Source organism: Cerasibacillus quisquiliarum (assembly GCF_014202495.1).
GTDB lineage: Bacteria > Bacillota > Bacilli > Bacillales > Amphibacillaceae > Cerasibacillus > Cerasibacillus quisquiliarum.
Genome location: NZ_JACHHA010000001.1, coordinates 304,839 through 328,521, shown reverse-complemented (window position 1 = coordinate 328,521; position 23,683 = coordinate 304,839). Strand labels below are relative to the sequence as shown.

The following is a 23,683-nucleotide window of genomic DNA, read 5'->3' as shown; positions in this document are numbered from 1 at the left end:
GGAGTTTTATAGTTATTAACTGTTCTTTTTATGTTTTGCCATTTTAAATGGTGCGTAAATCAATGCCCCGACTAAGAACAGGCCGAGATAACCAATTAATGGATAGAAAAATGCAACCAAATCAGTAAATCCGACAAAGCTTGCGATAAATCCAATCGTAGCAACAACAACAATGAAGATGTTTGCAGACTTTGTACGCATTTCTACAAACCGAGCGGTAAACGCATAAAACATACTTACACCCGTATTAAAAATCATTCCGAATAAGACGAATGACATAAAGACTGCTAGACTCGGTGAAATATCGTCAATGATTTTTAGCATCGGCATGTCAAACGCCGCTACAGTATCAACTTTTGAAAAAATCGCCAAATGACTGAGTAAAATAAGTACACCTAAACCGAAACCACCAAGAAATCCACCAATTGAAGCGACCCGCTCATTTTTTTCTGCGCCACCCATAACGAGCGACATCGCCGCACCGACCGCAATATTAAATGATACATAATTAACGGCAGAAATAAACCAGTTTGGTAATGTCGTGTCTACTTCTTTTGCTACAGGATTTAACTGAGCAAAAGATGAGTCCATTGTTAACAAACTGTACACACTTATAATGATAATCGTCAAAATAAGAAATGGCGTGATACTTCCTATCACTGCAATAACACGTTGTATATTTAACATAACTGTTAAGATAATAAGTATCGTCAAAATCAAACTTCCAACAAATGGTGATAAGCCGAATTGCTGATGTAATATCGACCCCGCTCCAGCAATCATAACAACACCAACACTAAATAACGTAAATATGATAACGTAATCGACTATCACACCGATATGCCGACCACTTACCCAGTAAATCACTTCCTTATGAGAGGTTGTTTGTGTTCGACTACCTAATTTCGTCAAAACCATCCCTAAATAAGCAAAGAAAGCGGTTGCAACAATTGCCGCAGCTGTCCCCATATAGCCAAAACTCGTAAAGTATTGTAATATCTCTTGTCCTGATGCAAACCCTGCCCCGACGATGATACCAATAAATGCACTAGCAATTTTCAAAATCCTTAACATATAATCCCCCTAAACCAATAATCTTAATCATCCGACAATTATCAGACAAAATTTTATAAGATGTTATATATTGTATCAGATTTCTAGCTTATGAGGAAATATGTCTATTATTTTACTTTTAAAAAAGCGGGCTATCTTTCTAAATAAAGTCTCTTAAGAATCGAACAGACACGTAATTTTTTCTGAGATGCGATTCTAATATACGTGGAGATCATTCAGTATACTAAAAAAATCTGAGCATTTACTAAAAACGCCCAGATTTTAATATCGCATATATAATCCATAAAAACATGAAGGCTGCTACGATAAAGCCAATCTCTATAACAGGGATATCCCAGAGAAGAGTTGATTGCCGTACTAAGGCTGATCCGATAATGAGACCCGCCATAAAAATACTAAAAGCGAGTAGCACAATGCTAAATGACAGTCGGTTGCTAATACGATCGAGCTTTTTTAATGAACGATCGAGCTCTGGAGACGTGATTTCCATACGAATTTTTCCGTGTTTAATAATCGACTTTAATTGTCTAATAGAAATAGGTAAGTTAGAAATCAACTCTTTATACTCAACAAAGCTCTTATACATGTCTTGAGCTAATGTTTTCGGATGATATTTTTCTATTAACAACTCACGGCCGAATGGTTCCGCCATCTTTACGATGCTTAGTTTTGGATGGAGTTTCTCTACAATTCCTTCTACCATGAGCAATGTTTTTCCTAATAAAGTTAACTCATGTGGTAAATAAATATGATGTTCATATGATACTGAGAATAGATCCTGAATAGCTTCACCTAAATGGATATCACTTATTGGTACATCATAGTATTTTACTCGGAGATGTTCTAAGTCATTATATAATTCACGCATATCTACATTTTCAGGAAGCATTCCCATCTCAGAAATAGCTTTTATAATACCATCTGTTTGCTGGCGCATTAAGGCGATAACAAATGAAGCTAGATGCTCTTTCATTTCTGGTGTCAAGTGGCCGACCATGCCGAAATCCATGAAAATTAACTTTTGATCCTGTTGGACAAGAATATTTCCTGGATGTGGGTCAGCGTGGAAAAAGCCCTCTTTAAAAATTTGCTGGAACATCGCTTCAACAAAATGTTCAGCTATTAATAAACTATCCATTCCTTTTTCACGAAGCGTCTTCACATGATCCAATTTAATTCCTTCAACATATTCCATTGTTAATACTTTATCTGTTGTCTGTTCCCAATAAACGGTTGGCACATGGATATGGTGATTATTTTGAAACATCTTTTTAATTCTTTCACCATTCCGCGCTTCTTGTCTGTAATCCAATTCTTTCATAAGAAATTTTGCGAATTCCTTAATCATCTCTTTCACACGATAGCGAGCAGCGATTTCTAGCCGCATTTCAGCTAATATAGCTAGATCTTGCAGTATTTCTATGTCCGTCTTTATAGTCGCTTGGATGTTGGGACGCTGTATTTTCACAGCGACACGTTCATCTGTATGAAGAGTCGCTTCATGAACTTGTCCGATTGATGCTGCTGCAATTGGCGTTTTATGGAAAGATTTAAAAGACGTATCTATTGAAACACCCAATTCATTTTCTATTATTTCTCGTACATCTTCATAAGGAAATGGCGCAACATCGTCTTGTAATTTTTTTAATTCAATTATAATAGCATCTGGTAAAATATCAGGACGTGTACTTGCAAATTGGCCTAACTTAACAAATGTCGGACCTAACTCTTCTAAAAATAAACGGATACGTTCTCCAGTCGTTTTCTTTTCCCTTTCAAATGGTTCTTTTGTAAACATCCGTTTTGGGAGGGAAACTAAATCGTAAAGCCCTAATTCATCAGCAATATAACCGAAGCCATTTCGTGAAAAGGCTTTGACAATATCACGATAGCGTTGAATATGTCTTATACGTTTTTGAAAAATTGAAATCCCTCCCTTTGTCATTGTGGCTAGCTCATAGTAGCATAATTTCTACCTATAAATTACAGTTATCTTTATTTGGACTCAGTTTCACCTAAAGCTTTTTCCAATTGCTTTACGCGTTGTTTAAGTGCATCAACTTCTTCTTTTGTCGCTAGGTTTAGCTCATCTAATATTTGCTTTAGTTTTTGCTCAATGCGTTCATCTAAATCTTTTTTCGCTTCTTCACCTTTTACGACTAATTCATCAACAAATTCTTTTGACTCTTGCTTAGTCAATTCTCCTTTTTCAACGAGTTCTTCAACTACTTTTTCAGCTTGTTCTTTCGTTGTAATAGCGAGTCCTAATCCTAAAGTTAAACCTTTTTTAATCATATTCTTCATTTTAGTTCGCTCCTTTTGGAATGGAATGTCTTGAGTCTAAAAACATATCGTTTCTACTTTCAGTATAACATTTTACATTTTGTTTTGCCGACTAACAAATGACATATGAGTAACAAATAAAGTCATTATTAGTCATTTATTTGACAGATGGTGAAAGTTTTCGTAGTATTTATTAAACAAAAGCAGATCACTTTCTGCTTTTCGTTTTAAACAAGAGAATAGAGGAGAGATGAGTTAGAGATGAGTATGAATGAGCAAGTAGCTGAGAAAGGTTTTTTTGGTGAGTTTGGTGGGAGCTTCATACCTGAAGGTTTACAAAAAGTGATGACACAGCTTGATGAAGCATTTGAACTATTTAAAGATGATCGTGACTTTCAGGCAGATTTCCAATACTATTTAACAGAATATGTCGGACGTGAAAACCCGCTTACATTTGCTAAAAATCTAACTAAAAAAATCGGTGGCGCTAAAATATATTTAAAACGTGAAGATTTAAATCATACTGGCGCCCATAAAATTAATAATGCGATTGGGCAAATATTATTAGCGAAACGTATGGGGGCCAAGCGAATTATTGCCGAAACAGGTGCAGGACAGCACGGTGTTGCAACAGCGACAGCAGCAGCGATGTTCGATTTACCTTGTACTGTGTATATGGGAAAAGTCGATGCAGAACGTCAAGCATTGAATGTCTTCCGAATGGAATTACTCGGTGCAGAAGTTGTTTCAGTTGATAAAGGTGAAGGTCGTTTAAAAGATGCTGTTGATATTGCGCTCGAAGATTTGGTGCAAAACTATAAAGACACATTTTATTTATTAGGTTCAGCTGTTGGGCCACATCCATATCCGACGATTGTTAAGCATTTTCAATCTGTTATTAGTGACGAAGCTAAACGGCAAATTTTGAAAAAGGAAGGGAAACTTCCGACAGCTGTTGTTGCTTGTACTGGTGGAGGCAGTAATGCAATCGGAGCTTTTGCACATTTTATTGCTGAAAAAGATGTCCGGCTTATCGGTGTCGAACCAGCAGAAGCCGCTTCATTAACAAAAGGGAAAACCGCTGTCTTACACGGATTCAAAAGTTTAACGTTGTTAAACGAAAACGGTGAACCTAGTCCAACTCATTCCATTGCAGCTGGATTAGATTATCCTGGAATCGGTCCAGAGCATAGTTATTTAAAAACAACTGGACGCGCTGAATATGTAACAGTCACAAGTGAAGAAGCATTGAATGCTTTTCACCTATTGTCAAAAACAGAAGGGATTATACCAGCTCTAGAAAGTTCACACGCTATTGCTCACGCGATAAAACTAGCAAAAGAATTAAACAAAAGCGAATGTATTATTGTTAACTTATCTGGCCGCGGTGATAAGGATGTCGCACAAATATTTGATATGATGAAACAAAAATAATAAATACAGTTCAGAAAGCCTTGCAAAGTCTCAATGATGGATTGCAAGGCTTTTATGATGATTTATTTCGGGGTTGAGATTGCGCTGGTGGCGCTCGATTTCTGGGGCGCGGCGCTCGATTCCTGGGCGGCAGTGCTCGATTTTGCGGTCGCAGCGCTCGATTTTTTAAACCAAGCGCGTTATTAAAATAAGTCCTTTATTCAGTCATTAGTCGAAAATCATAGCTTTATTTTGTACACTAATAGATAGGATAAACAATATTTACCTTAAGGAGTAATAGATGGAACAGTTGATTGAACTACTTAACGAACCACTTATTTTAGTTTTTGTCATTTTATTTCTTGGCTCTTGGTTGGGACAAATAAAAATAAAAGGACTCAGCCTAGGAGCAGCTGGTGTTTTACTTGTTGCTATGGTGTTCGGGCATTTTGGCTATGAAGTTTCACCAATTATCCAAAACCTTGGACTCAGTTTGTTCATTGTCGCCATTGGCCTTCAAGCTGGACCTAGTTTTTTCCGGATGATGCGTTCAAAAGGAATGATTTTCGGAATCATCGCCTTAGTCATCGTTACGATTTCAGTTATCACAACGATTATTGTAGCGAAGACCTTTCATATCTCACCTGCTTTGAGTGTTGGCTTAATGACAGGTGCATTAACAAGTACACCTGGCTTAGCAGCTGCACTTCAAGCGACTGGTGATCCACTTGCATCAGTAGGATATGGGATTGCCTATCCTTTCGGCGTATTAGCCGTCGTATTATTTGTTCAGCTTTTACCACGGATAGCAAATATAGATTTGAAAAAAGATTTACAAAAAGCGAAAGATCCGATTAAAACAGAACAATCACCAGAAATGATTAAAGTTATTGTTACCAATTCAAAATTTCATAAAAAAACGTTACGGGAATTGGACTTTAGTAAGAAGTCGATTGTCATTAGTCGGATTATTCGTAATAGACAAACAATGATCGCCCTTAGTGATAGTGTCATATTACTAGGAGATAAACTAGTTGCTGTTGGAGTGCAACCCGAGCTCGATGCCTTTAGTAAGGAAATTGGTAAAAAAGTTGATGTCGATTTAGAGAACCCGGACAACATTCAACTTCAGAAAATAACCGTTGAATCAGATGAATTAATTGGAAAGAGTTTAAAAGAACTAAATCTTCGGCAAACATACGGAGCAACAGTCACCCGCATTGTTCGGAATGGAATCGAAATCAGACAAAATCCGAACATGCCGCTTATTCGTGGAGATGTTCTTACTGTCGTCAGTACAGAGGACCGTTTAAAGGAAATAGAAAAACTCTTCTCGAAGAAAAAATTAACGGTTACAAATGTCCATATTTTTTCTATCAGTACCATTTTATTGCTAGGTATATTAGTTGGAATGATCCCAATCAACATACCAGGTTTCGGCACGATAACATTAGGTATTGCTGGTGGACCTTTGTTCGTCGCCTTAATCATCGGGCATTTCGGTCGCTTAGGTCCCATTCATGTGCGTTATTATGGACCTGCCAATCAAGTCATTCAAGAGTTAGGATTAGTGCTATTTTTAGCTGGAGCGGGAACGACAGCCGGTCAGGGACTCATTGACGTCATTCAAACTGAAGGATTGAAGCTCGTTCTTGCTGGAACGCTCATCACCATCATACCAATTGTTTTCGGTTATCTTATAAGTAAAAAAATCTTTAAATTGAGCGTTGTTCATTCGTTAGGTGCTTTAAGTGGCGGTATGACGAGCACACCTGCATTAGGAGCACTCAATCAGCTAATTGATTCAGAAGATCCAGCGATTGCTTATGCAGCTGCATATCCATTTGCGCTCATTTTTGTTGCCATCGCTGCTCAGTTGATTGTGTTTTTTCTTTAATTAATGATAAAAAAGCCCGAAAGTACGATACTTTCGGGCTTTTCATTTTTGTACACAGAAATTATTTAAGTGCCAGCTCGCCGGCAGCCTTAACTTTCACACGTGTTGCATTTCCTGGTAAATAAGCTAATGGGACATGTTCCATATCAACTATTTCTACTTTTGTTTCATTAGCACCTGCATTAATTGTTTCTTGAATAGCCATTTGTTGTGCCTTTTTTAATATTTCTTCACGATTTTCTTTATTTATTGAAAATATTTTTTCAATTTCTCCACTAATTTGAGAAATAGCTGAACCAATTGCATTAGCAACATGACCATTATTTGGTCTAAACACTTGTGAAGCTCCTTTTAACTCTGTTGGTAATAAAACATTTCCACCACCAACTAAAACGACTGGCATATCTAATGCACTTGTTTTAACCTTATCCACAGCTTCTTCAACCATTTCAATCATAGATTTATAGATATCTTCTAATAATGATTGCTTTAGGTGACTAACAAGCTCCCGGTTACCTAAATCCAAAAGACCTAGACCGACAACTACATCTGTAGCTGTCAATGTATTTCCCCCAAATATCATTGCTTCTTCGTGCAAACGATGTCCTACACTGTCAGGACCAATTGTAAATGAATCTTCATTAATGTGTATAATTGTCCCGCCGCCAAGGCCGATTGAATTTATATCTGGCATACGGAAGTTAGTACGAACTCCGCCTAACTCCACGGCTATTGAAGACTGTCTTGGGAAACCTTTAACAAGCACACCTATATCTGTTGTTGTTCCCCCTACATCTACAATGATTGCATCTGTATTATTTGATAAGAAAGATGCACCACGTAAGCTATTTGTTGGTCCACATGCAACCGTTAAAATAGGGTATTTTAATGTATAAGCTTTTGACATTAATGTCCCATCATTTTGACAGAAAAATACTTTCGCTTTTATACCGTGCTTTTCTAAAGCATTTTCAAAGCCATCCGCTGTTCTTCTAGCAACATCAATAATAGACGCATTTAAAATCGTTGCATTTTCACGCTCTAATAGACCAATACTTCCTATCTCACTTGATAAAGAAATCGAAATGTCATCTCCCATCACTTCTTGTAAAATGTCTTTTGCTCTTATTTCATGTTCTTTATTTACTGGTGAAAAAATAGACGTAATGGCAATAGAATCTACTTTTCCAATTAATTGTTCACCGATTCTTTTGACCTTATCTTCATCAAAAGAAGCAATCTCCGAACCATTAAATTCATGTCCTCCACGAATAATAAACATATTAGATCCTAAGATATCTTTCAAATCTTGTGGTACACCAGCTAACGGTTTGATTGCTGTTCCAGCTGGAGCACCAATTCGAATAATGGCTACATTATTTAAATTTTTTCTCTCTACTATTGCATTTGTGCATTGTGTTGTACCTAACATCGCAAAATTTATTTCTTTAGTGTCTATCGTTGCTTGTTCAACAATTTTTTCTATCGCACGATAAATTCCCGTCTCTATATCATCAGTGGTAGGAGTTTTGACTGAATAAATCACATTCATATCTTCATCCAATAATACACCATCGGTATTAGTACCACCTACATCAATTCCTAAACGGTATACCACTACTGATCATTCCTTTCATTTAATTTTTCAACTGGAATAAAATCATAATCATAACCAAAATATCTTGGACCTGCAACTTCGATTCCTTTTGGCGTACGCCACTTTTCATCACACGGAATACCAATTAATGTCACGCGTGAACCATAACGCATGCCTTCTGTAGTAATTGGTAAGGCAGTTTCTGAATCCAATACAGTTATTAAATCAGGTGTCATACATAAAATATTTGAATCTGTTTTAGCAATTAGATGTTCATTTTGAAAATTTATATAAGCATTCTCACCTTTGTTTGAATCTAAACCACTAATCTTCGCTTGACCTTTAACAAATCCACCATCCGTTTGACGATCAATATCTACTATTTTTCCAGTAAATAATTTAAATCCATTTAGTAATGTCAACACTTCATCTATAGCATTCAATCCATTTGATTTTGCTTCACGAATGGTACGCCCGATTTTTTCTTCTAACGTTAATGTACGGTATATGGCTGATTGCTTTACTTGTCTACCTGTCATTGGATAGATTGCATTCATTACAGATCCACCCATAACCATTGTGGCAGAACGAGCAATCTTTTCGGCCCACAGCCCATCTATTGTATTTAAAACGAGATTATTACCCTTTTCATCTGCTAGAACCAATGGCGTTGTAGATACTCCTTCTAAATAGAAGGTTACCATTTGTAATTCAGGGAACGCTCTACCCATGCCGTCACCATCTACTACAGGTAAACCTATCCTTGCAGCCAAAGCCAAAGGAAGAAGTGAATTGACACCCCCTGCTTCTATTGGCATGGTTGCTTTTATTTTTTTGTTTAGAACTTTTTCTAAAGCTTTAAATGATGCTAATGCTTCTTCACCACTAGGAATTTTTTCTACCATGACAGTCGGAGCTCCCATCATTGCTGATGGAACAACAATATCATCATCTTCCAGTTCGGTAATATCTAATAATGGTATAGGACCAAATTCTTCTATAGCTTGAATGGCCATTATCTTCCCAATATATGGATCGCCTCCACCACCTGTTCCTAATAAAGCTGCGCCAATTGCTATATTTTCTATTTCTTCAATCCCTAAGTATCTCATACAATGATCTCTCCTTTTTCAGCTGTTCTTCTTTGTCCAATTAAACCTCTAATGAACTGAAGTGTAAAAGCAAATAAAAACGCGTCTACACCCGATGCACCTGTTAATGTAAATAAACCAAATCCTGTTGGTGCAGGCGTTGTCATAAATGCAACGATCGATGCTAATGTCCATGTTAGTAGACTAGATAATCTGATTTTAGGTATCTTGTCTATATTATTAAATGAATACTGCTTATGTCGAAAAATGAAATCAGCTGTGTAAACTCCACCAATTGGTGGTATTAAAATACTTAACACATTTAAAAATGGAATAAACTGTGTGTAAATACCTGCAATGGCAAAAGCCGTTCCTATTAAACCAGCAATGATCGTTAAAACATATTTAGAAACACGTCTAAATACGACTGAAAAGCCTAGTGCTGACGAATATAAATTGGTGTTGTTTGTCGTCCATTGCGCTAAAATGAGTACAAGCATACCACCTGTTCCCCAACCAATGCCAATCATTATGGCAACGACATCAACTTCAGATGTTGCTTTTGCAAGGATCGCCGATATAATTAACACAATACTATATCCGACAAAGTAACCTAACATCGATGAAATGACTGCATCTTTTACTGACTTAGCATATCGTGAAATATCTGGTCCAATGATGGCACCAACAGCCAATGAACCAATCACTACTGATATCCCCATTCCAATTGTTAATGGTGTGCTTGTTAGCGGAGCTGTATTTAGTTCAGCATAAGTAAATGAAGAACTTACAACATATACGGAACCTATTAATAGTATGGCGAGTAACGGAACAGCTAAAACACTTAGTTTTTCTATTGCATTATATCCGATGGTTGCTGTTATAGTCATCAATATTCCACCGATAATCATCAACAAAGATGGAGAAATATTTACATTAAATACATCTAAAATAACTTTATTTAAACTTGAGCCAAACAAATCAAGCTGGACACCAAACCAACCAAATAAAGAAATAGCTATAATAACTGATACAGCCATTGAGCCATACCTTCCTAAAGCAAAAGATGAAACTAATGAAGTTGATAAACCTGTTTTCGCACCGACAATACAACAAATGACACTAATAAGAGATAATAAAAATGTACCAATTAACGTGGATACGATTGCTTCATTAAGTGACATTCCACTACCGAGGGCGCCACCTAAAGCGGTGGCAGATAAGGCGATAATACCTGCAATCCAAACTAAAGTTAATTTTACCCAACCTTTTCTTTTATCATCTGGAACTGGTTCTAACTCGTAATCGTCTATTAATTTATTCTTTTCATTATCCAAAGTATTCCCTCCCAAAATTATCTATTATATATTGATTTATTAAATAATGAGCTTGTTCAATATTTTTTTGCAAACACGTTTCATTATAAATAATGACGCCCCAGAAAAGACCATTACCAATAAAGATGAAGTAATCAATTAATTTACGAATATCATGTCTATTTAATTCAGGATGATTCAATATGATTATGTTCAATAATCGTTTTACGAGCCATGTATGATATGAATCCAAATATGCCATAATAGTTTCTTTTATTTTTGGAATTGGAGCAGTAATCATTGTTACATATGCTCGCGTTTCTTCAGTATAAGTCGTATGATGTTTTACAATCGAATCCAATAAGTTACACAACAGATCATTAATTGGTTTAGCTTTAGATGTTTCAAATGTTCTTTTCATACTTGTAAAATGGTTTTCTAAAATATGTTCTAAAGCTGCTTTAAATAATTCCTCTTTATTTTTAAAAAAATAATAAATGGAAGCTGGCTTAATATCAACGTCTTTGGCTATTTTGGCCATCGTAGCACCATGATAGCCATGCTCAGAAAAATTATTAATTGCTGCTAAAATAAGCTTTTCTCGTGTCATATTCTCACCACCTAACTAATGTTTATTAGGTATCATAGCATTAACATTTTCGTTAGTCAATATTTTCTGTGTATTTATTTAATAATGTTATTTTCGATAGTTGATAATAAAATTAATTCATTCTCACAATAGACTTTTATAAAAGTTCGTATAAACACAACTATTACAAGACAGAAACAGTATTTATTACTTCTAAAATAGATTACGATAAAAATTAAACATACAATCATCTACAGAAAAGTTTTAAAAAAGCGTATGAAATCAACATGAATAAATTTGATCTCATACGCTTCTTTTATTTTTATATGGTTCATTCAATTTTTCATTTCATCATAGTAATTGTCTAATTTCATCTTCAAATGTTGTCGGTTCAACTGATGGTTCAAATCGGTTTACAACTGTCCCCTCTTTATCAATTAGAAATTTTGTAAAATTCCACTTTATAGAATCTCCAACTAACCATTCTGGGTATTCATTAGCAAGACGCATTTTTAACAACTTTTCTTCTATATTTGTTTCATCAAAGCCACGGAAAGGTGCTTTTTGTTTTAAATAACGAAATAATGGATCCTCATTTACACCGTTCACATTAATTTTTGCAAACATTGGAAATGATACACCATAGTTTGCTCGGCAAAATTGTGCTGCTTCATCACTCGTTCCAGGTTCTTGTTCAGCAAATTGATTACAAGGGAAACCTAGTATTTCAAAATCTTGTTTGTCGAACGTTAAATATAACTGTTGTAACTGCTCGAACTGATATGTAAATCTACACTTACTTGCGGTATTTACGATTAAAAGAACTTTATCTTTAAACTGTTCTAAAGTCACTTGTTCTCCTTTTAATGTTGTTACTTTAAATTGATATATAGACATAACATCCCCTCTTTATAATAATTACTATGTAATAATTATTATATAGTGATTATTAAGATTATAAAAGTAAATGCTTATATATTAGCGATTAACGTTGTTAAAACTTTTATATGAAGGGATATTTTCTACTTCTTCTGCAAAAGTAATGGCACGAACAATTGCCTCTTCCATTACTTTTACAGCTATACTACCAATTAAATCAATCGAAGCTGATTGTTTATCTGTTCCGAGTGCAAAAATCGTATCACCGTCAAACATCGTATGCGCTGGATAGATTGTTTTAGCGAAAGCATTGTGAGTCATTTGAGCAATCTTTTTCGCTTCTGCTTTTGTGAGTGTCACATTGGCTGCAACAACACCAATTGTCGTATTGGCTCCTGGCTTTGCAAACGTTTCGGGATTTGATTGCATAATAGCAATACTGTCCATAATTTCATTTGTCTCTGGGTTAATAGGACCAGCTAATATCGAACCATTCTTTGGATCACGAATATCACCAACTGCATTCACAGCAACGATCGCGCCAACAACAATCCCATTTTCAAGACGAATCGAGGCACTGCCTAATCCACCTTTCATACAATGCTTCATTCCAAGTATCTTTCCAACGGTCGCACCACATCCAGCACCTACATTACCAAATGGAAAAGAGCCCTTTCTTGCTTGTTTAGCAGCTTGATACCCCATCGCTTTATCGGGGCGAATCTCAGCATCACCTACTGCCAAGTCAAATAGGACAGCACCTGGTACTATCGGGACTTTCGCGACACCGACATCAAAACCTATCCCCTGCTCCTCCAGATATTGCATGACACCATCTGCTGCTTCTAAACCAAATGCACTCCCCCCAGATAAGGTGATTGCATGAACCTTGTCCACTAAATGAATCGGGTCCAGTAAATCGGTTTCACGTGTCCCTGGTGCAGATCCACGTACATCGACACCACAAACAGCCCCTTCCTCAACCACTAAAACGGAGCACCCTGTTAATCCCTTCGTATTTTCCATATGTCCCACTTTAATACCAGGCACATCAGTAATATTTCCGAAAAACATGAACAACACCTCATTTTTATATCATTTTATTTTACAATTTAATAAAATAAATGGCATATATTTTGAAAATATATCGAGAGAAATGAAGATTTGTTTCTCTTTTATATCAATATATTAACAAATTCGTTTCATTTAGTCCTCGCGAATTAAAAAACATGTCATAACCTGTTATAATTAAAGTAGATTTGTATTAAAGGGGCGATTTTTTATGGAAAAAGTAAAGATGAATGTTCAAACAGCATACCGTGGACAACTACTTCGTTCAGGAAAAGTATATGAAGTAGAAAAAGCGACAGCTAAACGCTGGATTGCTGCGAAACTCGCTGAAAAAGTAGAAAAAGAACATTAAGTCAGCCCGTACATATAAATAAAACCGCTAGCCGATGAGGTTAGCGGTTTTTTGATGACTCTCTCTGTTCAATTATACTTTAAAGCTGTCTATCTATTAGCGAAAAAGTCTTCTGCCTTCTCAAGATAAACTTCTTGCTCTGGTGTGAGATCATATTCTTCAACGATAGCATCAACTGGGCAGACAGCGAGACATGCTCCACAGTCAATACATACGTCAGGATCTATATAAAATTGATCAGGTCCTTCTTCAATACAATCTACTGGGCAGACACTAACACATTCTGCAGCTTTTTCATTTTTGCATGGATCTAAAATAACAAAAGCCATCTATGTAATACCTCCCTAATTTCTTAGTTTATGCATACCAATTATTATGATACACGACATACGAGTTGCAAGCAATTAGCTTGCAACTCGTATTGTATCATCATGTCAGTTTAGTCATTTTTCTTTAACTTTGCTAACGCCTCGGCAAAAGGATTATTTTTAAAGCCATCATCTTGTTTCTTTAAATATCGATTGACATCTTTACGTGATACATGATGTTTTTTCGCATGTTGACGGCGTTTATTAAAAGTTGATAACTTCTCACGATGACCACAACGACAATAAAAAGTTCGCCCTTCACCTTCACCACGTAGTTCCATTCGTTTATGACAATTTGGACAGCGTGCATTGGTCGTTTTCGCAATGTTTTTTCGGTGTCCACATGAACGGTCTTGACAGACAAGCATTCGTCCATGTTTATTTTTGACTTCAAGCATGAGCTTTCCGCAATCTGGACATTGTGTACCGGTAATGTTATCGTGTTTAAATGTTGCCTCACTCATTTTTATTTCATGCACAATCTCTTTTGTATATGATTTGATTTCTGAAATAAAAACTCGTTTACGTAATTTTCCTTGAGCAATTTGATTTAATTTCTTTTCCCATTCAGCAGTCAAGGCAGGTGAACGTAAATCTTCTGGCACAAGCTCAAGAAGTTGTTTTCCTTTTAACGTTAGGTAGATATATTTTCCACGTTTCTCCATGAGGGAACTATTGAACAATTTATCAATGATATCAGCTCTTGTTGCAACTGTACCAAGGCCACCCGTTTCATGTAATGTTTTTGCAAGATGCTGATCTTCTTCATCCATAAAACGTGCTGGATTTTCCATCGCTTTTAGTAAGGTACCTTCTGTAAAGCGTTCAGGTGGTTCCGTTTCACCTTGAGCTATTCGAACATCCACATGTTCAACACGGTCACCTTTCTTCATCAATGGAATTGGCTTTTCATCTTCATCATCATCAAACGAACGATCATATAATGATTTCCACCCGTGTTTTTTCACAAAATTTCCTCGAGCAATAAAAGTTTCACCATCTATTTGCCCTATCAATGTTAACTCTACATATTCATATGGATCGGAAAGGACAGATAAAAATCGCTTAATCACAAGGTCATATATTTTTCGTTCCTTCGCATCCAAATCTTCTAAAATGACCGGCTCTTCTGTCGGGATAATGGCATGATGGTCAGTTATTTTTGTATTATCAACGACTGACTTTGGTAATTGCCATTTTTTTCGTTTTAAACGGCTAGCTGTTGCTGCATACTGGTTCACACCACAAGCATCTAATCTTTCATTTATTGTTGGTACAATGTCCGTCGATAGATAGCGTGAATCGGTTCGTGGGTACGTTAGAACTTTATGACGCTCATATAAACGCTGCATAATCGATAATGTTTCTTTCCCTGAAAAATTAAATATCCGATTCGCATCACGTTGTAATTCCGTTAAATCATATAATTGTGGTGCATATTTTTTACGATGTTTTTTATTAACATCTGTCACAATTAACGGTTTGTTTTTTACACGTTCGAGTATGTTTTCTGCTTTTTCTTTTGAAAAAATGCGCGATTGTTTTTGCTTATTTTGCCATGTCCATGTGACTGTGCGACCTGTTACTGCTTTGAGTTCATAAAATACTTTTGGTTTAAATGAACGGATCACTTCTTCACGCATCGCCACCATCGCTAAAGTCGGGGTCTGTACACGACCACTCGATAACTGTGCATTAAATTTTGTCGTCAGTGCGCGTGTCGCGTTTAAGCCGACATACCAATCTGCTTCTGCTCGTGCAACAGCTGATGCATATAAATTCTCGTATTTTTTCCCTCGTTTTAAGTTGTTAAATCCATCGCGTATCGCTTTATCTGTAACTGAAGAAATCCATAATCTTTTTATCGGTTTACAAGCGTGTGCTTTTTCAATAATCCAGCGAGCAACAAGCTCCCCTTCACGCCCTGCATCTGTCGCGATAACAATCTCATTAACGTCTTTACGGTTAAGCTGTGACTTCACTGTATTAAATTGTTTTCCCGTCTGACGAATAACGATTAATTTCATTTTATCTGGAAGCATCGGAAGATCTTCTAACTTCCAAGTTTTATATTTTTTATCGTAAGCTTCTGGCTGAGCTAATGTAACAAGATGTCCTAATGCCCATGTGACAATATATTTTTTTCCTTCAAAATATCCATTGCCCTTTTTGCCACATTTTAAAACGCGCGCAATATCCCGTCCGACAGACGGCTTTTCCGCTAACACAACTGTTTTACTCATAAAAAAATCCTCTCTTTAAGTCGCTCTTTACAGTTTATCATAAATAGCCGAACATAAGCGATTCCGTAAGTTATTTGTAAAATGATTTAGCGTGTGACCCCGTTATTTAGATGGCTCAATAATCCGCCTTACTTTTTTCCATCTTGCCCATACTAATATGACATTTCACCATACACTATAGGTAAATCATTCAATTTCTTAGTATCTTCTAATCTAGACATATTCAATGTTTTTCCCAATCACTGTCACTGCACAAAGATTCTTACCTATGTTACTTAGATAGGTAATCATGACATAGGCGTTCTACAATAAATTTGTTGTAACTTATAATTTTAATATAAAGGATTGGTTATATGTTATATATAATGGGTTTTTTATTTTTAGTTATTGCAGTAAGTATTGATGGATTTGGAGTTGGAATGACATATGGCATGCGCAAAACTAAAGTACCATTAATAGCTATACTCATTATCATGTGTTGCTCTGGTATTACGGTATTTTTCGCTATTTTAGTTGGTGACTTTCTACAGCAAATAATCACTGCTCAATATACTGAATGTATTGGTGGAATAATCTTAATCGGATTAGGACTGTTTTCTCTCTTCCAAATCTATCGTTCAAAAGCTAAACATAAATTCATTTCTTCTTCAGCAGAAAAAGGGACACTCCACGACGTTAAAACAGTACTAACAACACCAGAAAAAGCCGATCTTGACCAATCTGGTAATATATCAGGGGGAGAAGCTCTACTACTAGGATTTGCTTTAGCAATGGATGCTTTCGGAGCTGGAATCGGTGCAGCAATGCTAAATTATCCACCTTTTATGACATCATTATTCATTGCTGTAATGAGTGGACTTTTTCTCTTATTTGGCATTAATGTTGGACATATACTCATTAAAAAACAATATTTTCAAAAATTATCTTTTTTGCCTGCTATTCTTTTGATTACAATTGGATTAACAAATATTTTATTATAATAAAAGAGTGGCCCGTCCCGGTACAGTGCCACTCTTTTTTCATTCATCTTCTGTGTCGTCTTCATACGGATTACCATTCATTTTTACTGTTTTATCGAATTGCCCGATTTCGTATTTATTTCCCCCAACATTAACGACAATATTATAAATTGTACACTTTGCTCGTTTAGCCCCACAATCAAATGCTTCATACCCTAATTCATTTAATGACGTTTTCATCACATCATTAATTTCTGCAAGACTTAATTCAGCAAATTCGTCTTTAGCATTAGCCATGATTGTATAATTCAAATAGTAGTAATCGCCTTCACGCCGTGTATCCTTCATATCAAAACTAATCGTCCCTAAATAAGGAGCTAAACTCGTTTGCTGAATCCGGTCAACTTCTACTTCAACAAGTGATTCATCTGGATCAGTCCCAGTACAAGCTGTTAAAAATATAACAAGAAATATACTACATAAAGCAAACAATACCCGCTTCATATAATCCCCTTCCTCAAGAGCTGCTATCGTTATCTTTCTTTAATATTTGTAACATAGTTATGAGGAAAGTGCCACAGATTTCTACTCCCTAATAAGCGAAAGTTAAGATAAAATGGTTCTTGATAGAGCATGGCTTCACATATCTCGTCATTATTGACATATTTATGAGAAATAGCATTATAGCGCTTTTACCATGCCGCCATCAACAATTAACGCCTGTCCTGTAATATATGTGTTCGCACCAGAAGCTAAGAAAACTACAGCTTTTGCAAATTCATCTGGTTGACCAAATCGGTTGAAAGGAATAAGCGATTCCTTTTCTTGAATGACTTGCTCAACTGATACACCACGACTTTTAGCATTGATTTCATTCAGCTCTTTTATTCTATCGGTCATAATGGTCCCAGGACCAACAGTATTGATGAGAATTTGATACGGACCAAATTCCTGTGAAAGGCTTTTCGTAAGTCCTAAAACACCCGGGCGCATCGTATTGGATAAAAGTAACTGATCAATGCTTTCCTTAATTGATGAAGAACTTAAATTCACTATTCTCCCACTTTGTTGCCTTTTCATAAATGGTAGCACTTCACGAATCGTTCGAACAAAGCTTAATAAATTTAATTCAAACGCATGGTACCAATCATCATCTGTCAGATCTTCAAACATTCCCGCTGGTGGTCCACCTGCATTATTAATTAATACATCAACTGTTCCATATAATGTCACTGCCTTTTGAACCATCCGTTTAATTTGATCGGATTTTTTCATATCGCAAACGATATATTCAATCGAGTCTTTTCCCGTCTGTTCAATGATTTCTGCCTTTGCCTTTTTTAATGCTTCTTCATCACGACTACTCATGAGCACATGTGCCCCATTCTTAACAAATTCCAGAGCCACTGCTTTACCTAAGCCTTTACTAGCCGCTGTTATAATCACTGATTTCCCATGTAAGTTTAAGTCCATTTAAACATCCTCCAGTTATAATATATTTAACAAAAGTGTTAACGTCAGAACACTCATAACCGTCGTTATTAAAGTAATTGTTGAAACAAGATCCGGTTCGGCATCGAATTCTACCGCAAACAATGTCGTTGTTACAGCTGTTGGCATAGCCGAAATAATAATCATGACGGAGCCAAGTAAAGGATCTACTGAAAAAATACGAACGAATAAAAAAGCCAAAAAAGGTGAGATAAACATCTTCAAAATGACAGAAGTTGATACGACTTGCCAATTCATTTCTAAGCCTTTAATGGATGCAAGCTGCATGCCTAAAACAACCATCATCACTGGAATCGAACCATCAGCTAAAAGGCCAATCATTGAATAAATCGATTCAGTTAGTTCGATTTGGCACTTTTGAAATACAAATGCAAAAAGTGCTGCATAAGTTGCTGGCATCTTGAATATTGTTAGTACGGCTTGTCCAATCGAACGTTTCCCACGTGATGCATAATAGACACCAAATGAATTCATCAATAGAGATTGAACAACCATAAAAAAGATCGCATATGGGAAAGCCTCTTCTCCGAGACCAAAATAAATAATCGGAGCACCGTAATTTCCAGCATTCATAAAGGCTGATGCTAACATTGACGCACTCTCTGTTGCTTTTGACCAACCGAATAATGCGGCAAATATTTTATTCAAAATGATCAATACGATTAACAAACATAATGCAAATAGAAATAAAATGATAAATCGCTGATCAAATGTAGATGCATATAAATTTTTAAAAACGAGTGCTGGTAGAAAAATATAAATCGCCATTGTCGAGATTGATTTCACATCTAAAAATCGAGTACGTTGTAACAAATAGCCAAGTATAAACACAATAATCGTTGGTAAAACTGCACTGAAAAACACACCCATGGTGACATCTCCATATTTCAATATATAAATAAGTTTACCATATTTTAGTGAATATGATTACTGTTCAGTCAATTGATCCAAAATAAAAAAGAGCGGTTAATCGCTCTTTTTTTATCCATTATGCTGCTTCTGCACTTGTATACGCATCAACAATTGATGTTAAAATAAAACCAATTGATGAAGAGAACATGAATGCAATGCCCCAGCCACCAAGACCTGCTCCTAAAATTGTCACTTTACCAACAATTGTTGGGATTGTTGCTAAGATGACACCAGTCGCAAAAATAACCATTCCTGGATAATACGGTAGATATTTAGCACGTGATGATGCTTTTAATAGGCCGATTCCAAGTAAGACTAAGACTATTGTCATGACAGCACCAATTAATAGCACTGATTGTACCATCAAATCACCTCATATAATCATATGTAATAGACCTTCTCAATTACATAATTTTATCCTTCCGATCTATAAAAGTCAATTAAAACAATATTAACATAGTGATAAGATGATTTCGTTTATCTGGAATGAATCAAATGATGAATGAATATATTTTAAACAAGCATGTTGTTCATTTAAGAGAAAGGAGAATCAAGACAATAAAAGGAAAGCAAAATATGTGATTGAAAGGAGGCTTTTCATGACAAAAAATTTTATATGGCAAATTATTGGCGCCTTTATCTTAGCACTCATCGTCGGGATTGTGTTCGGGGAAAAAGCAACTTATGTCGAGCCACTTGGAGAACTATTTTTAAGACTTATTAAATTTATTATCGTTCCTCTTATTTTAACGACGATTATTGTTGGTATGTCAAGTACGAATGACTTAAAAAAACTAGGACGCTTAGGTGGAAAGACAATTTCTTATTATTTAATAACGAGTTTTATCGCTATATCAATAGGTATTTTATCTGGAATCGTCTTTTCACCGGGAAGTGGCACAGACATCAAAACGCCTGAAACAAATATTGAATCAACTGATTCGGATGGAATCTTGAATACAATTTTAAACATCATCCCAACAAACCCTCTCGAATCACTTGCTGATGGAGCAATATTGCAAATCATCTTTTTTGCCATTTTTATCGGTCTTGGAATCTCTTTAGTTGGAGAAAAAGCGATACCTGTTCGTAATTTCTTTAACGGCTTTGCTGAGATTATGTATCGAATAACAAGCATTGTCATGACGCTTGTCCCTATTGGGATATTTGGGTTACTCGCACCTGTTGTTGGAAACTATGGTTTGTCTGTTTTATTACCACTGATTAAATTGATCGTTGCCATGTTAATTGCTAGTTTGATCCATATCTTCATTATTTATTCTATAGCTGTCAAAGCACTCGGTAAAATGAATCCATTACATTTCTTCAAAGGTATTTTTCCAGCCGCTTCAGTTGCTTTCAGCACTTGCAGTAGCTCTGGAACACTTCCGATTACGATGAAGAATACCGAAGAGAACTTAGGTGTATCTAAAGAGACTTGTAGCTTTGTTCTTCCTCTTGGAGCGACGATTAACATGGACGGTACAGCCATTTATCAGGGAGTCGCTGTTATGTTTATCGCCCAATACTTCAATACAGAACTTAGCCTCGCTCAGTTATTAACCGTCGCACTTATCGCAACACTAGCTTCAATCGGAACGGCCGGGGTTCCAGGAGCTGGTATGGTAATGCTGACAATGGTCCTTACCGCTGTTCATTTACCACTAGAAGGAATTGCATTAATCGCTGGAATTGATCGGATATTAGATATGATTCGAACGACGATTAATATTGTTGGTGATGCATCAGCAAGTGTTGTTATTGAAGAATCGGAAAGAAAATGGAGCTAATGCATCATTATACTAATCATTAAAATATGTGATGAACCACCTAAAAAGGAAAGCAAGCGAAGAGATAGTTGCCTATCTCTTCGCTTTATTTACGGATCTTCGTAAATATTAACATGTATAACACTTTATCTTACACTAATTGAAGTAAAAGAAACAGATGAACTCATATTGACACCTTCGACTTATGGCTACTATAAGAATAAAGCTGCGAACTTATTCACGATAAAGTTCCGATTATACAAGTCCATACGAATACTGATTGATATCTCTAGACACGATGCTCTTATGACATTCCACATTAGCAGAATAAATGCCAGTAGATGACTCGTTTCCCCGTTCACAAAATCGATACACTTTCGCTTTAATAGGCCTTTAGTTCTATATGATTACAGCCGATAATATATATAGAGCTATTTTTCTTTTGACTCTAAAAGAAGTTTCATTATATTAAATATGCGTTTCAATGAAACACTTCTTTTGGAAATATATCGTACGGGGTGTGCCAACTAATGAAAAATTTATTTAACTTCAAAAAAATACGTTCTAAACTGTTATTAGCTTTTTCAATTGTTCTTATTTTAATTGTTGTTAACGGAATCATTAATTTAAATACCATTAACAAAATGAACAGGGAAACGGAAGACATGGTTAACAAACATCTTCCTTCACTCATAGCAAGTCATGATATGGCATTTAATGTCGCGCAACGCCTAGGTTTTTTAAGAGGCTTTTTATTATATGGTGATGAATCCTATCGGACGCTTTTTAATGATTATACGCAAGAAATTATGGATATTGAACAGAAGTTAAGAGCTGAATTCTCAAATGAAGAACTTGATGAATTATTTGAAGTAGAGAAACAATGGCTCGATTACGCAAATCAAGCTTTTCTTCTATATGATGAAGAGAAAAAAGATGAAGCGATTGATTTATTAGGTGGAGAAGCAACAGAGCTTGCCCGTGAAATCATGAAACGTTTAGAAGGCTTTTCAGAAGTCACACATGAACATATCATATCCGATGGAAAAGCAAGTGTGAAAGAAGGACAAAAATCCTTTATATACATGTCTATTACCTTTATCATTACGATTATTGTCGGCTTTGTTATTGCATCATATGTTTCTAGGCAAATTTCAAACCCAGTTCAAAAAGTTATGGATCGTTTAAAACTTATTGCCAATGGTGACTTAACACATGATGATTTAACCATTACGACACGTGATGAAACGGGTCAATTAATAGAAACGACAAATATCATGAATACTCAATTACGTGAACTGTTGCAAGAAGTGAATCAAGTATCCGAAACAGTAAGTGCCCAAAGTGAGGAATTAATGCAAGCAGCAGATGAAGTAAAATTAGGGACAGAGCAAATTTCCTCTACGATGCAAGAACTCGCTTCTGGTGTTGAAGAACAAGCAAATCATGCGAGTCATGTTTCTTCATTTACACACACGTTTTCCGATCAAGCTAAAGAAGCGAATGAAACAGGTTCTCATATTAAGAAAGCTAGTTCTCATGTTCTAAAATTAACACATGAAGGTCGAGAGTTAATGCAAGGGTCATCAGATCAAATGCAAAAAATAGACCAAATTGTTCATGAGGCTGTCGAACGGATGAGAGGACTTGATTCACAAACAAAGGCGATTACAGAACTCGTTAAAGTAACACAAGATATTGCTGAACAAACAAATTTACTCGCCTTAAATGCTGCGATCGAAGCAGCACGTGCTGGAGAGCATGGGAAAGGTTTTGCCGTTGTGGCTGATGAAGTACGAAAGTTAGCTGAAGGTGTCGCAAGTTCAGTTGCAAATATAACGGGAATCGCTTCTAACATTCAATTAGAATCCGAGAACGTCACAAAATCTCTAGAGAAAAGTTATCAAGAAGTCGAAAACGGAACAAAACAAATTCAACATACACATCAAATGTTTGAACAAATTAATAAAGCCATTACAGAAGTAGCTGATAATATTGAAATGATTTCAGACACATTGGCAAATTTTGCATCACGAACTGAAGAGATGAACAGATCAATTGAAGAAGTGGCATCCATTTCTGAACAATCAGCAGCTGGTGTAGAACAAACATCTGCATCATCCGAAGAAGTAGCTACTTCAATGGAAGAAGTTGCTGGAAGTGCTTCACAGCTTGCAAAGCTAGCTGAGCAATTAAATAATCTTGTCCGACAATTTAAAATATAGTCACTGCCCTTATTTTTCGGTATAATACGAGATATAGGAAGAAACGATTCTTCTCCTTCCTATATCTTTTATATTTTTTTAGGCATTTATCAATTGGTCATGAATGGTGACATAGTTAAAAAAGGGAGGCATT

General features: G+C 36.0%; 22 protein-coding genes. 7 read left to right on the top strand and 15 right to left on the bottom strand.

Going from position 1 to position 23,683, the window contains the following annotated elements; all coding sequences use genetic code 11:
- Positions 1-15: 15 nt before the first annotated feature.
- The 3 genes from HNQ35_RS01570 to HNQ35_RS01560 form a co-directional block, all read right to left on the bottom strand.
- Positions 16-1,074, bottom strand: coding sequence for a YkvI family membrane protein (locus tag HNQ35_RS01570; RefSeq protein ID WP_146934660.1), 1,059 nt, complete (start codon positions 1,072-1,074; stop codon positions 16-18).
- Positions 1,075-1,318: 244 nt separating this feature from the next.
- Positions 1,319-3,019 (bottom strand): ABC1 kinase family protein, encoded by a 1,701-nt coding sequence (locus tag HNQ35_RS01565; protein WP_221261396.1) that lies wholly within the window; start codon positions 3,017-3,019, stop codon positions 1,319-1,321.
- Between the two features lie 50 nt (positions 3,020-3,069).
- Positions 3,070-3,378, bottom strand: a complete 309-nt coding sequence (locus tag HNQ35_RS01560; RefSeq protein ID WP_146934663.1) for a phasin family protein — start codon at positions 3,376-3,378, stop codon at positions 3,070-3,072.
- A gap of 240 nt (positions 3,379-3,618) precedes the next feature.
- Here HNQ35_RS01560 and trpB point away from each other — a divergent pair, with 240 nt between their 5' ends.
- From trpB to HNQ35_RS01550, 3 genes are all read left to right on the top strand, one after another.
- Complete coding sequence (gene trpB / locus HNQ35_RS01555) at positions 3,619-4,791, top strand: tryptophan synthase subunit beta (protein WP_146934666.1); 1,173 nt, start codon at positions 3,619-3,621, stop codon at positions 4,789-4,791.
- A gap of 54 nt (positions 4,792-4,845) precedes the next feature.
- On the top strand, positions 4,846-4,977 hold the full coding sequence (locus HNQ35_RS14155) for a hypothetical protein (RefSeq protein ID WP_260173484.1): 132 nt from the start codon (positions 4,846-4,848) through the stop codon (positions 4,975-4,977).
- A gap of 94 nt (positions 4,978-5,071) precedes the next feature.
- The gene (locus HNQ35_RS01550) at positions 5,072-6,667 is read left to right on the top strand and encodes an aspartate:alanine exchanger family transporter (RefSeq protein WP_221261395.1); all 1,596 of its coding nucleotides are present in this window, start codon (positions 5,072-5,074) and stop codon (positions 6,665-6,667) included.
- A gap of 61 nt (positions 6,668-6,728) precedes the next feature.
- Here HNQ35_RS01550 and HNQ35_RS01545 read toward each other — a convergent pair whose 3' ends face one another.
- The 6 genes from HNQ35_RS01545 to HNQ35_RS01520 all read right to left on the bottom strand — a co-directional run bounded on the left by HNQ35_RS01545 (position 6,729) and on the right by HNQ35_RS01520 (position 13,213).
- On the bottom strand, positions 6,729-8,285 hold the full coding sequence (locus HNQ35_RS01545) for an ROK family protein (RefSeq protein WP_146934669.1): 1,557 nt from the start codon (positions 8,283-8,285) through the stop codon (positions 6,729-6,731).
- Entirely contained in the window at positions 8,285-9,376 is a 1,092-nt protein-coding gene (locus tag HNQ35_RS01540; protein WP_146934672.1) for an S-methyl thiohydantoin desulfurase family protein, read from the bottom strand. The genes HNQ35_RS01545 and HNQ35_RS01540 overlap by 1 nt, the downstream gene beginning before the upstream one ends.
- Entirely contained in the window at positions 9,373-10,692 is a 1,320-nt protein-coding gene (locus HNQ35_RS01535) for a purine-cytosine permease family protein (protein WP_146934675.1), read from the bottom strand. Before HNQ35_RS01535 ends, HNQ35_RS01540 begins: the two co-directional genes overlap by 4 nt.
- Entirely contained in the window at positions 10,685-11,281 is a 597-nt protein-coding gene (locus HNQ35_RS01530; RefSeq protein ID WP_146934679.1) for a TetR/AcrR family transcriptional regulator, read from the bottom strand. Before HNQ35_RS01530 ends, HNQ35_RS01535 begins: the two co-directional genes overlap by 8 nt.
- A gap of 330 nt (positions 11,282-11,611) precedes the next feature.
- Positions 11,612-12,157 (bottom strand): glutathione peroxidase, encoded by a 546-nt coding sequence (locus HNQ35_RS01525; protein ID WP_146934683.1) that lies wholly within the window; start codon positions 12,155-12,157, stop codon positions 11,612-11,614.
- Between the two features lie 81 nt (positions 12,158-12,238).
- The gene (locus HNQ35_RS01520; protein ID WP_146934686.1) at positions 12,239-13,213 is read right to left on the bottom strand and encodes a P1 family peptidase; all 975 of its coding nucleotides are present in this window, start codon (positions 13,211-13,213) and stop codon (positions 12,239-12,241) included.
- 208 nt (positions 13,214-13,421) lie between these two features.
- On the opposite strand from HNQ35_RS01520, the gene HNQ35_RS01515 reads away from it, so the two are divergent.
- Positions 13,422-13,562: a hypothetical protein gene (locus tag HNQ35_RS01515; RefSeq protein WP_170226546.1), complete on the top strand. Its 141-nt coding sequence runs from the start codon at positions 13,422-13,424 to the stop codon at positions 13,560-13,562.
- Between the two features lie 89 nt (positions 13,563-13,651).
- Here HNQ35_RS01515 and HNQ35_RS01510 read toward each other — a convergent pair whose 3' ends face one another.
- Together HNQ35_RS01510 and HNQ35_RS01505 are read right to left on the bottom strand one after the other, a co-directional pair.
- On the bottom strand, positions 13,652-13,891 hold the full coding sequence (locus HNQ35_RS01510) for a ferredoxin family protein (RefSeq protein ID WP_146934689.1): 240 nt from the start codon (positions 13,889-13,891) through the stop codon (positions 13,652-13,654).
- Positions 13,892-14,001: 110 nt separating this feature from the next.
- A complete protein-coding gene (locus tag HNQ35_RS01505) occupies positions 14,002-16,173 on the bottom strand; it encodes a DNA topoisomerase III (RefSeq protein WP_146934693.1) in 2,172 nt (723 codons plus the stop codon).
- 353 nt (positions 16,174-16,526) lie between these two features.
- Between HNQ35_RS01505 and ytaF the strand changes: the two genes are divergently transcribed.
- The gene (ytaF, locus tag HNQ35_RS01500) at positions 16,527-17,153 is read left to right on the top strand and encodes a sporulation membrane protein YtaF (protein WP_146934697.1); all 627 of its coding nucleotides are present in this window, start codon (positions 16,527-16,529) and stop codon (positions 17,151-17,153) included.
- 39 nt (positions 17,154-17,192) lie between these two features.
- On the opposite strand, the gene HNQ35_RS01495 is transcribed toward ytaF, so the two are convergent.
- The 4 genes from HNQ35_RS01495 to HNQ35_RS01480 form a co-directional block, all read right to left on the bottom strand.
- A complete protein-coding gene (locus HNQ35_RS01495; protein ID WP_146934701.1) occupies positions 17,193-17,636 on the bottom strand; it encodes a hypothetical protein in 444 nt (147 codons plus the stop codon).
- A 177-nt stretch (positions 17,637-17,813) separates the two neighbouring features.
- A complete protein-coding gene (locus HNQ35_RS01490; RefSeq protein WP_146934706.1) occupies positions 17,814-18,605 on the bottom strand; it encodes an SDR family oxidoreductase in 792 nt (263 codons plus the stop codon).
- Positions 18,606-18,620: 15 nt separating this feature from the next.
- Entirely contained in the window at positions 18,621-19,514 is an 894-nt protein-coding gene (locus HNQ35_RS01485) for an AEC family transporter (protein WP_146934709.1), read from the bottom strand.
- 118 nt (positions 19,515-19,632) lie between these two features.
- Positions 19,633-19,920 (bottom strand): hypothetical protein, encoded by a 288-nt coding sequence (locus HNQ35_RS01480; RefSeq protein WP_146934714.1) that lies wholly within the window; start codon positions 19,918-19,920, stop codon positions 19,633-19,635.
- A 235-nt stretch (positions 19,921-20,155) separates the two neighbouring features.
- Between HNQ35_RS01480 and HNQ35_RS01475 the strand changes: the two genes are divergently transcribed.
- Both HNQ35_RS01475 and HNQ35_RS01470 read left to right on the top strand, forming a co-directional pair.
- Positions 20,156-21,346 carry a dicarboxylate/amino acid:cation symporter gene (locus HNQ35_RS01475; RefSeq protein WP_146934717.1) on the top strand — a complete coding sequence of 397 codons (1,191 nt, stop codon included), beginning with the start codon at positions 20,156-20,158 and terminating at the stop codon, positions 21,344-21,346.
- Positions 21,347-21,855: 509 nt separating this feature from the next.
- The gene (locus HNQ35_RS01470; protein WP_146934720.1) at positions 21,856-23,550 is read left to right on the top strand and encodes a methyl-accepting chemotaxis protein; all 1,695 of its coding nucleotides are present in this window, start codon (positions 21,856-21,858) and stop codon (positions 23,548-23,550) included.
- Positions 23,551-23,683: the final 133 nt, after the last annotated feature.

Coding starts and splice junctions, on each gene's coding strand:
- HNQ35_RS01485 (WP_146934709.1), bottom strand. CDS start 19,514: ATGGGTGTGTTTTTCAGTGCAGTTTTACCAACGATTATTGTGTTTATA.
- trpB (WP_146934666.1), top strand. CDS start 3,619: ATGAGTATGAATGAGCAAGTAGCTGAGAAAGGTTTTTTTGGTGAGTTT.
- HNQ35_RS01470 (WP_146934720.1), top strand. CDS start 21,856: ATGAAAAATTTATTTAACTTCAAAAAAATACGTTCTAAACTGTTATTA.
- HNQ35_RS01510 (WP_146934689.1), bottom strand. CDS start 13,891: ATGGCTTTTGTTATTTTAGATCCATGCAAAAATGAAAAAGCTGCAGAA.
- HNQ35_RS01515 (WP_170226546.1), top strand. CDS start 13,422: ATGGAAAAAGTAAAGATGAATGTTCAAACAGCATACCGTGGACAACTA.
- HNQ35_RS01495 (WP_146934701.1), bottom strand. CDS start 17,636: ATGAAGCGGGTATTGTTTGCTTTATGTAGTATATTTCTTGTTATATTT.
- HNQ35_RS01520 (WP_146934686.1), bottom strand. CDS start 13,213: ATGTTTTTCGGAAATATTACTGATGTGCCTGGTATTAAAGTGGGACAT.
- HNQ35_RS01565 (WP_221261396.1), bottom strand. CDS start 3,019: ATGACAAAGGGAGGGATTTCAATTTTTCAAAAACGTATAAGACATATT.
- HNQ35_RS01560 (WP_146934663.1), bottom strand. CDS start 3,378: ATGAAGAATATGATTAAAAAAGGTTTAACTTTAGGATTAGGACTCGCT.
- HNQ35_RS01490 (WP_146934706.1), bottom strand. CDS start 18,605: ATGGACTTAAACTTACATGGGAAATCAGTGATTATAACAGCGGCTAGT.
- HNQ35_RS01505 (WP_146934693.1), bottom strand. CDS start 16,173: ATGAGTAAAACAGTTGTGTTAGCGGAAAAGCCGTCTGTCGGACGGGAT.
- HNQ35_RS01530 (WP_146934679.1), bottom strand. CDS start 11,281: ATGACACGAGAAAAGCTTATTTTAGCAGCAATTAATAATTTTTCTGAG.
- HNQ35_RS01480 (WP_146934714.1), bottom strand. CDS start 19,920: ATGGTACAATCAGTGCTATTAATTGGTGCTGTCATGACAATAGTCTTA.
- HNQ35_RS01550 (WP_221261395.1), top strand. CDS start 5,072: ATGGAACAGTTGATTGAACTACTTAACGAACCACTTATTTTAGTTTTT.
- HNQ35_RS14155 (WP_260173484.1), top strand. CDS start 4,846: ATGATGATTTATTTCGGGGTTGAGATTGCGCTGGTGGCGCTCGATTTC.
- HNQ35_RS01540 (WP_146934672.1), bottom strand. CDS start 9,376: ATGAGATACTTAGGGATTGAAGAAATAGAAAATATAGCAATTGGCGCA.
- HNQ35_RS01570 (WP_146934660.1), bottom strand. CDS start 1,074: ATGTTAAGGATTTTGAAAATTGCTAGTGCATTTATTGGTATCATCGTC.
- HNQ35_RS01525 (WP_146934683.1), bottom strand. CDS start 12,157: ATGTCTATATATCAATTTAAAGTAACAACATTAAAAGGAGAACAAGTG.
- HNQ35_RS01475 (WP_146934717.1), top strand. CDS start 20,156: ATGACAAAAAATTTTATATGGCAAATTATTGGCGCCTTTATCTTAGCA.
- ytaF (WP_146934697.1), top strand. CDS start 16,527: ATGTTATATATAATGGGTTTTTTATTTTTAGTTATTGCAGTAAGTATT.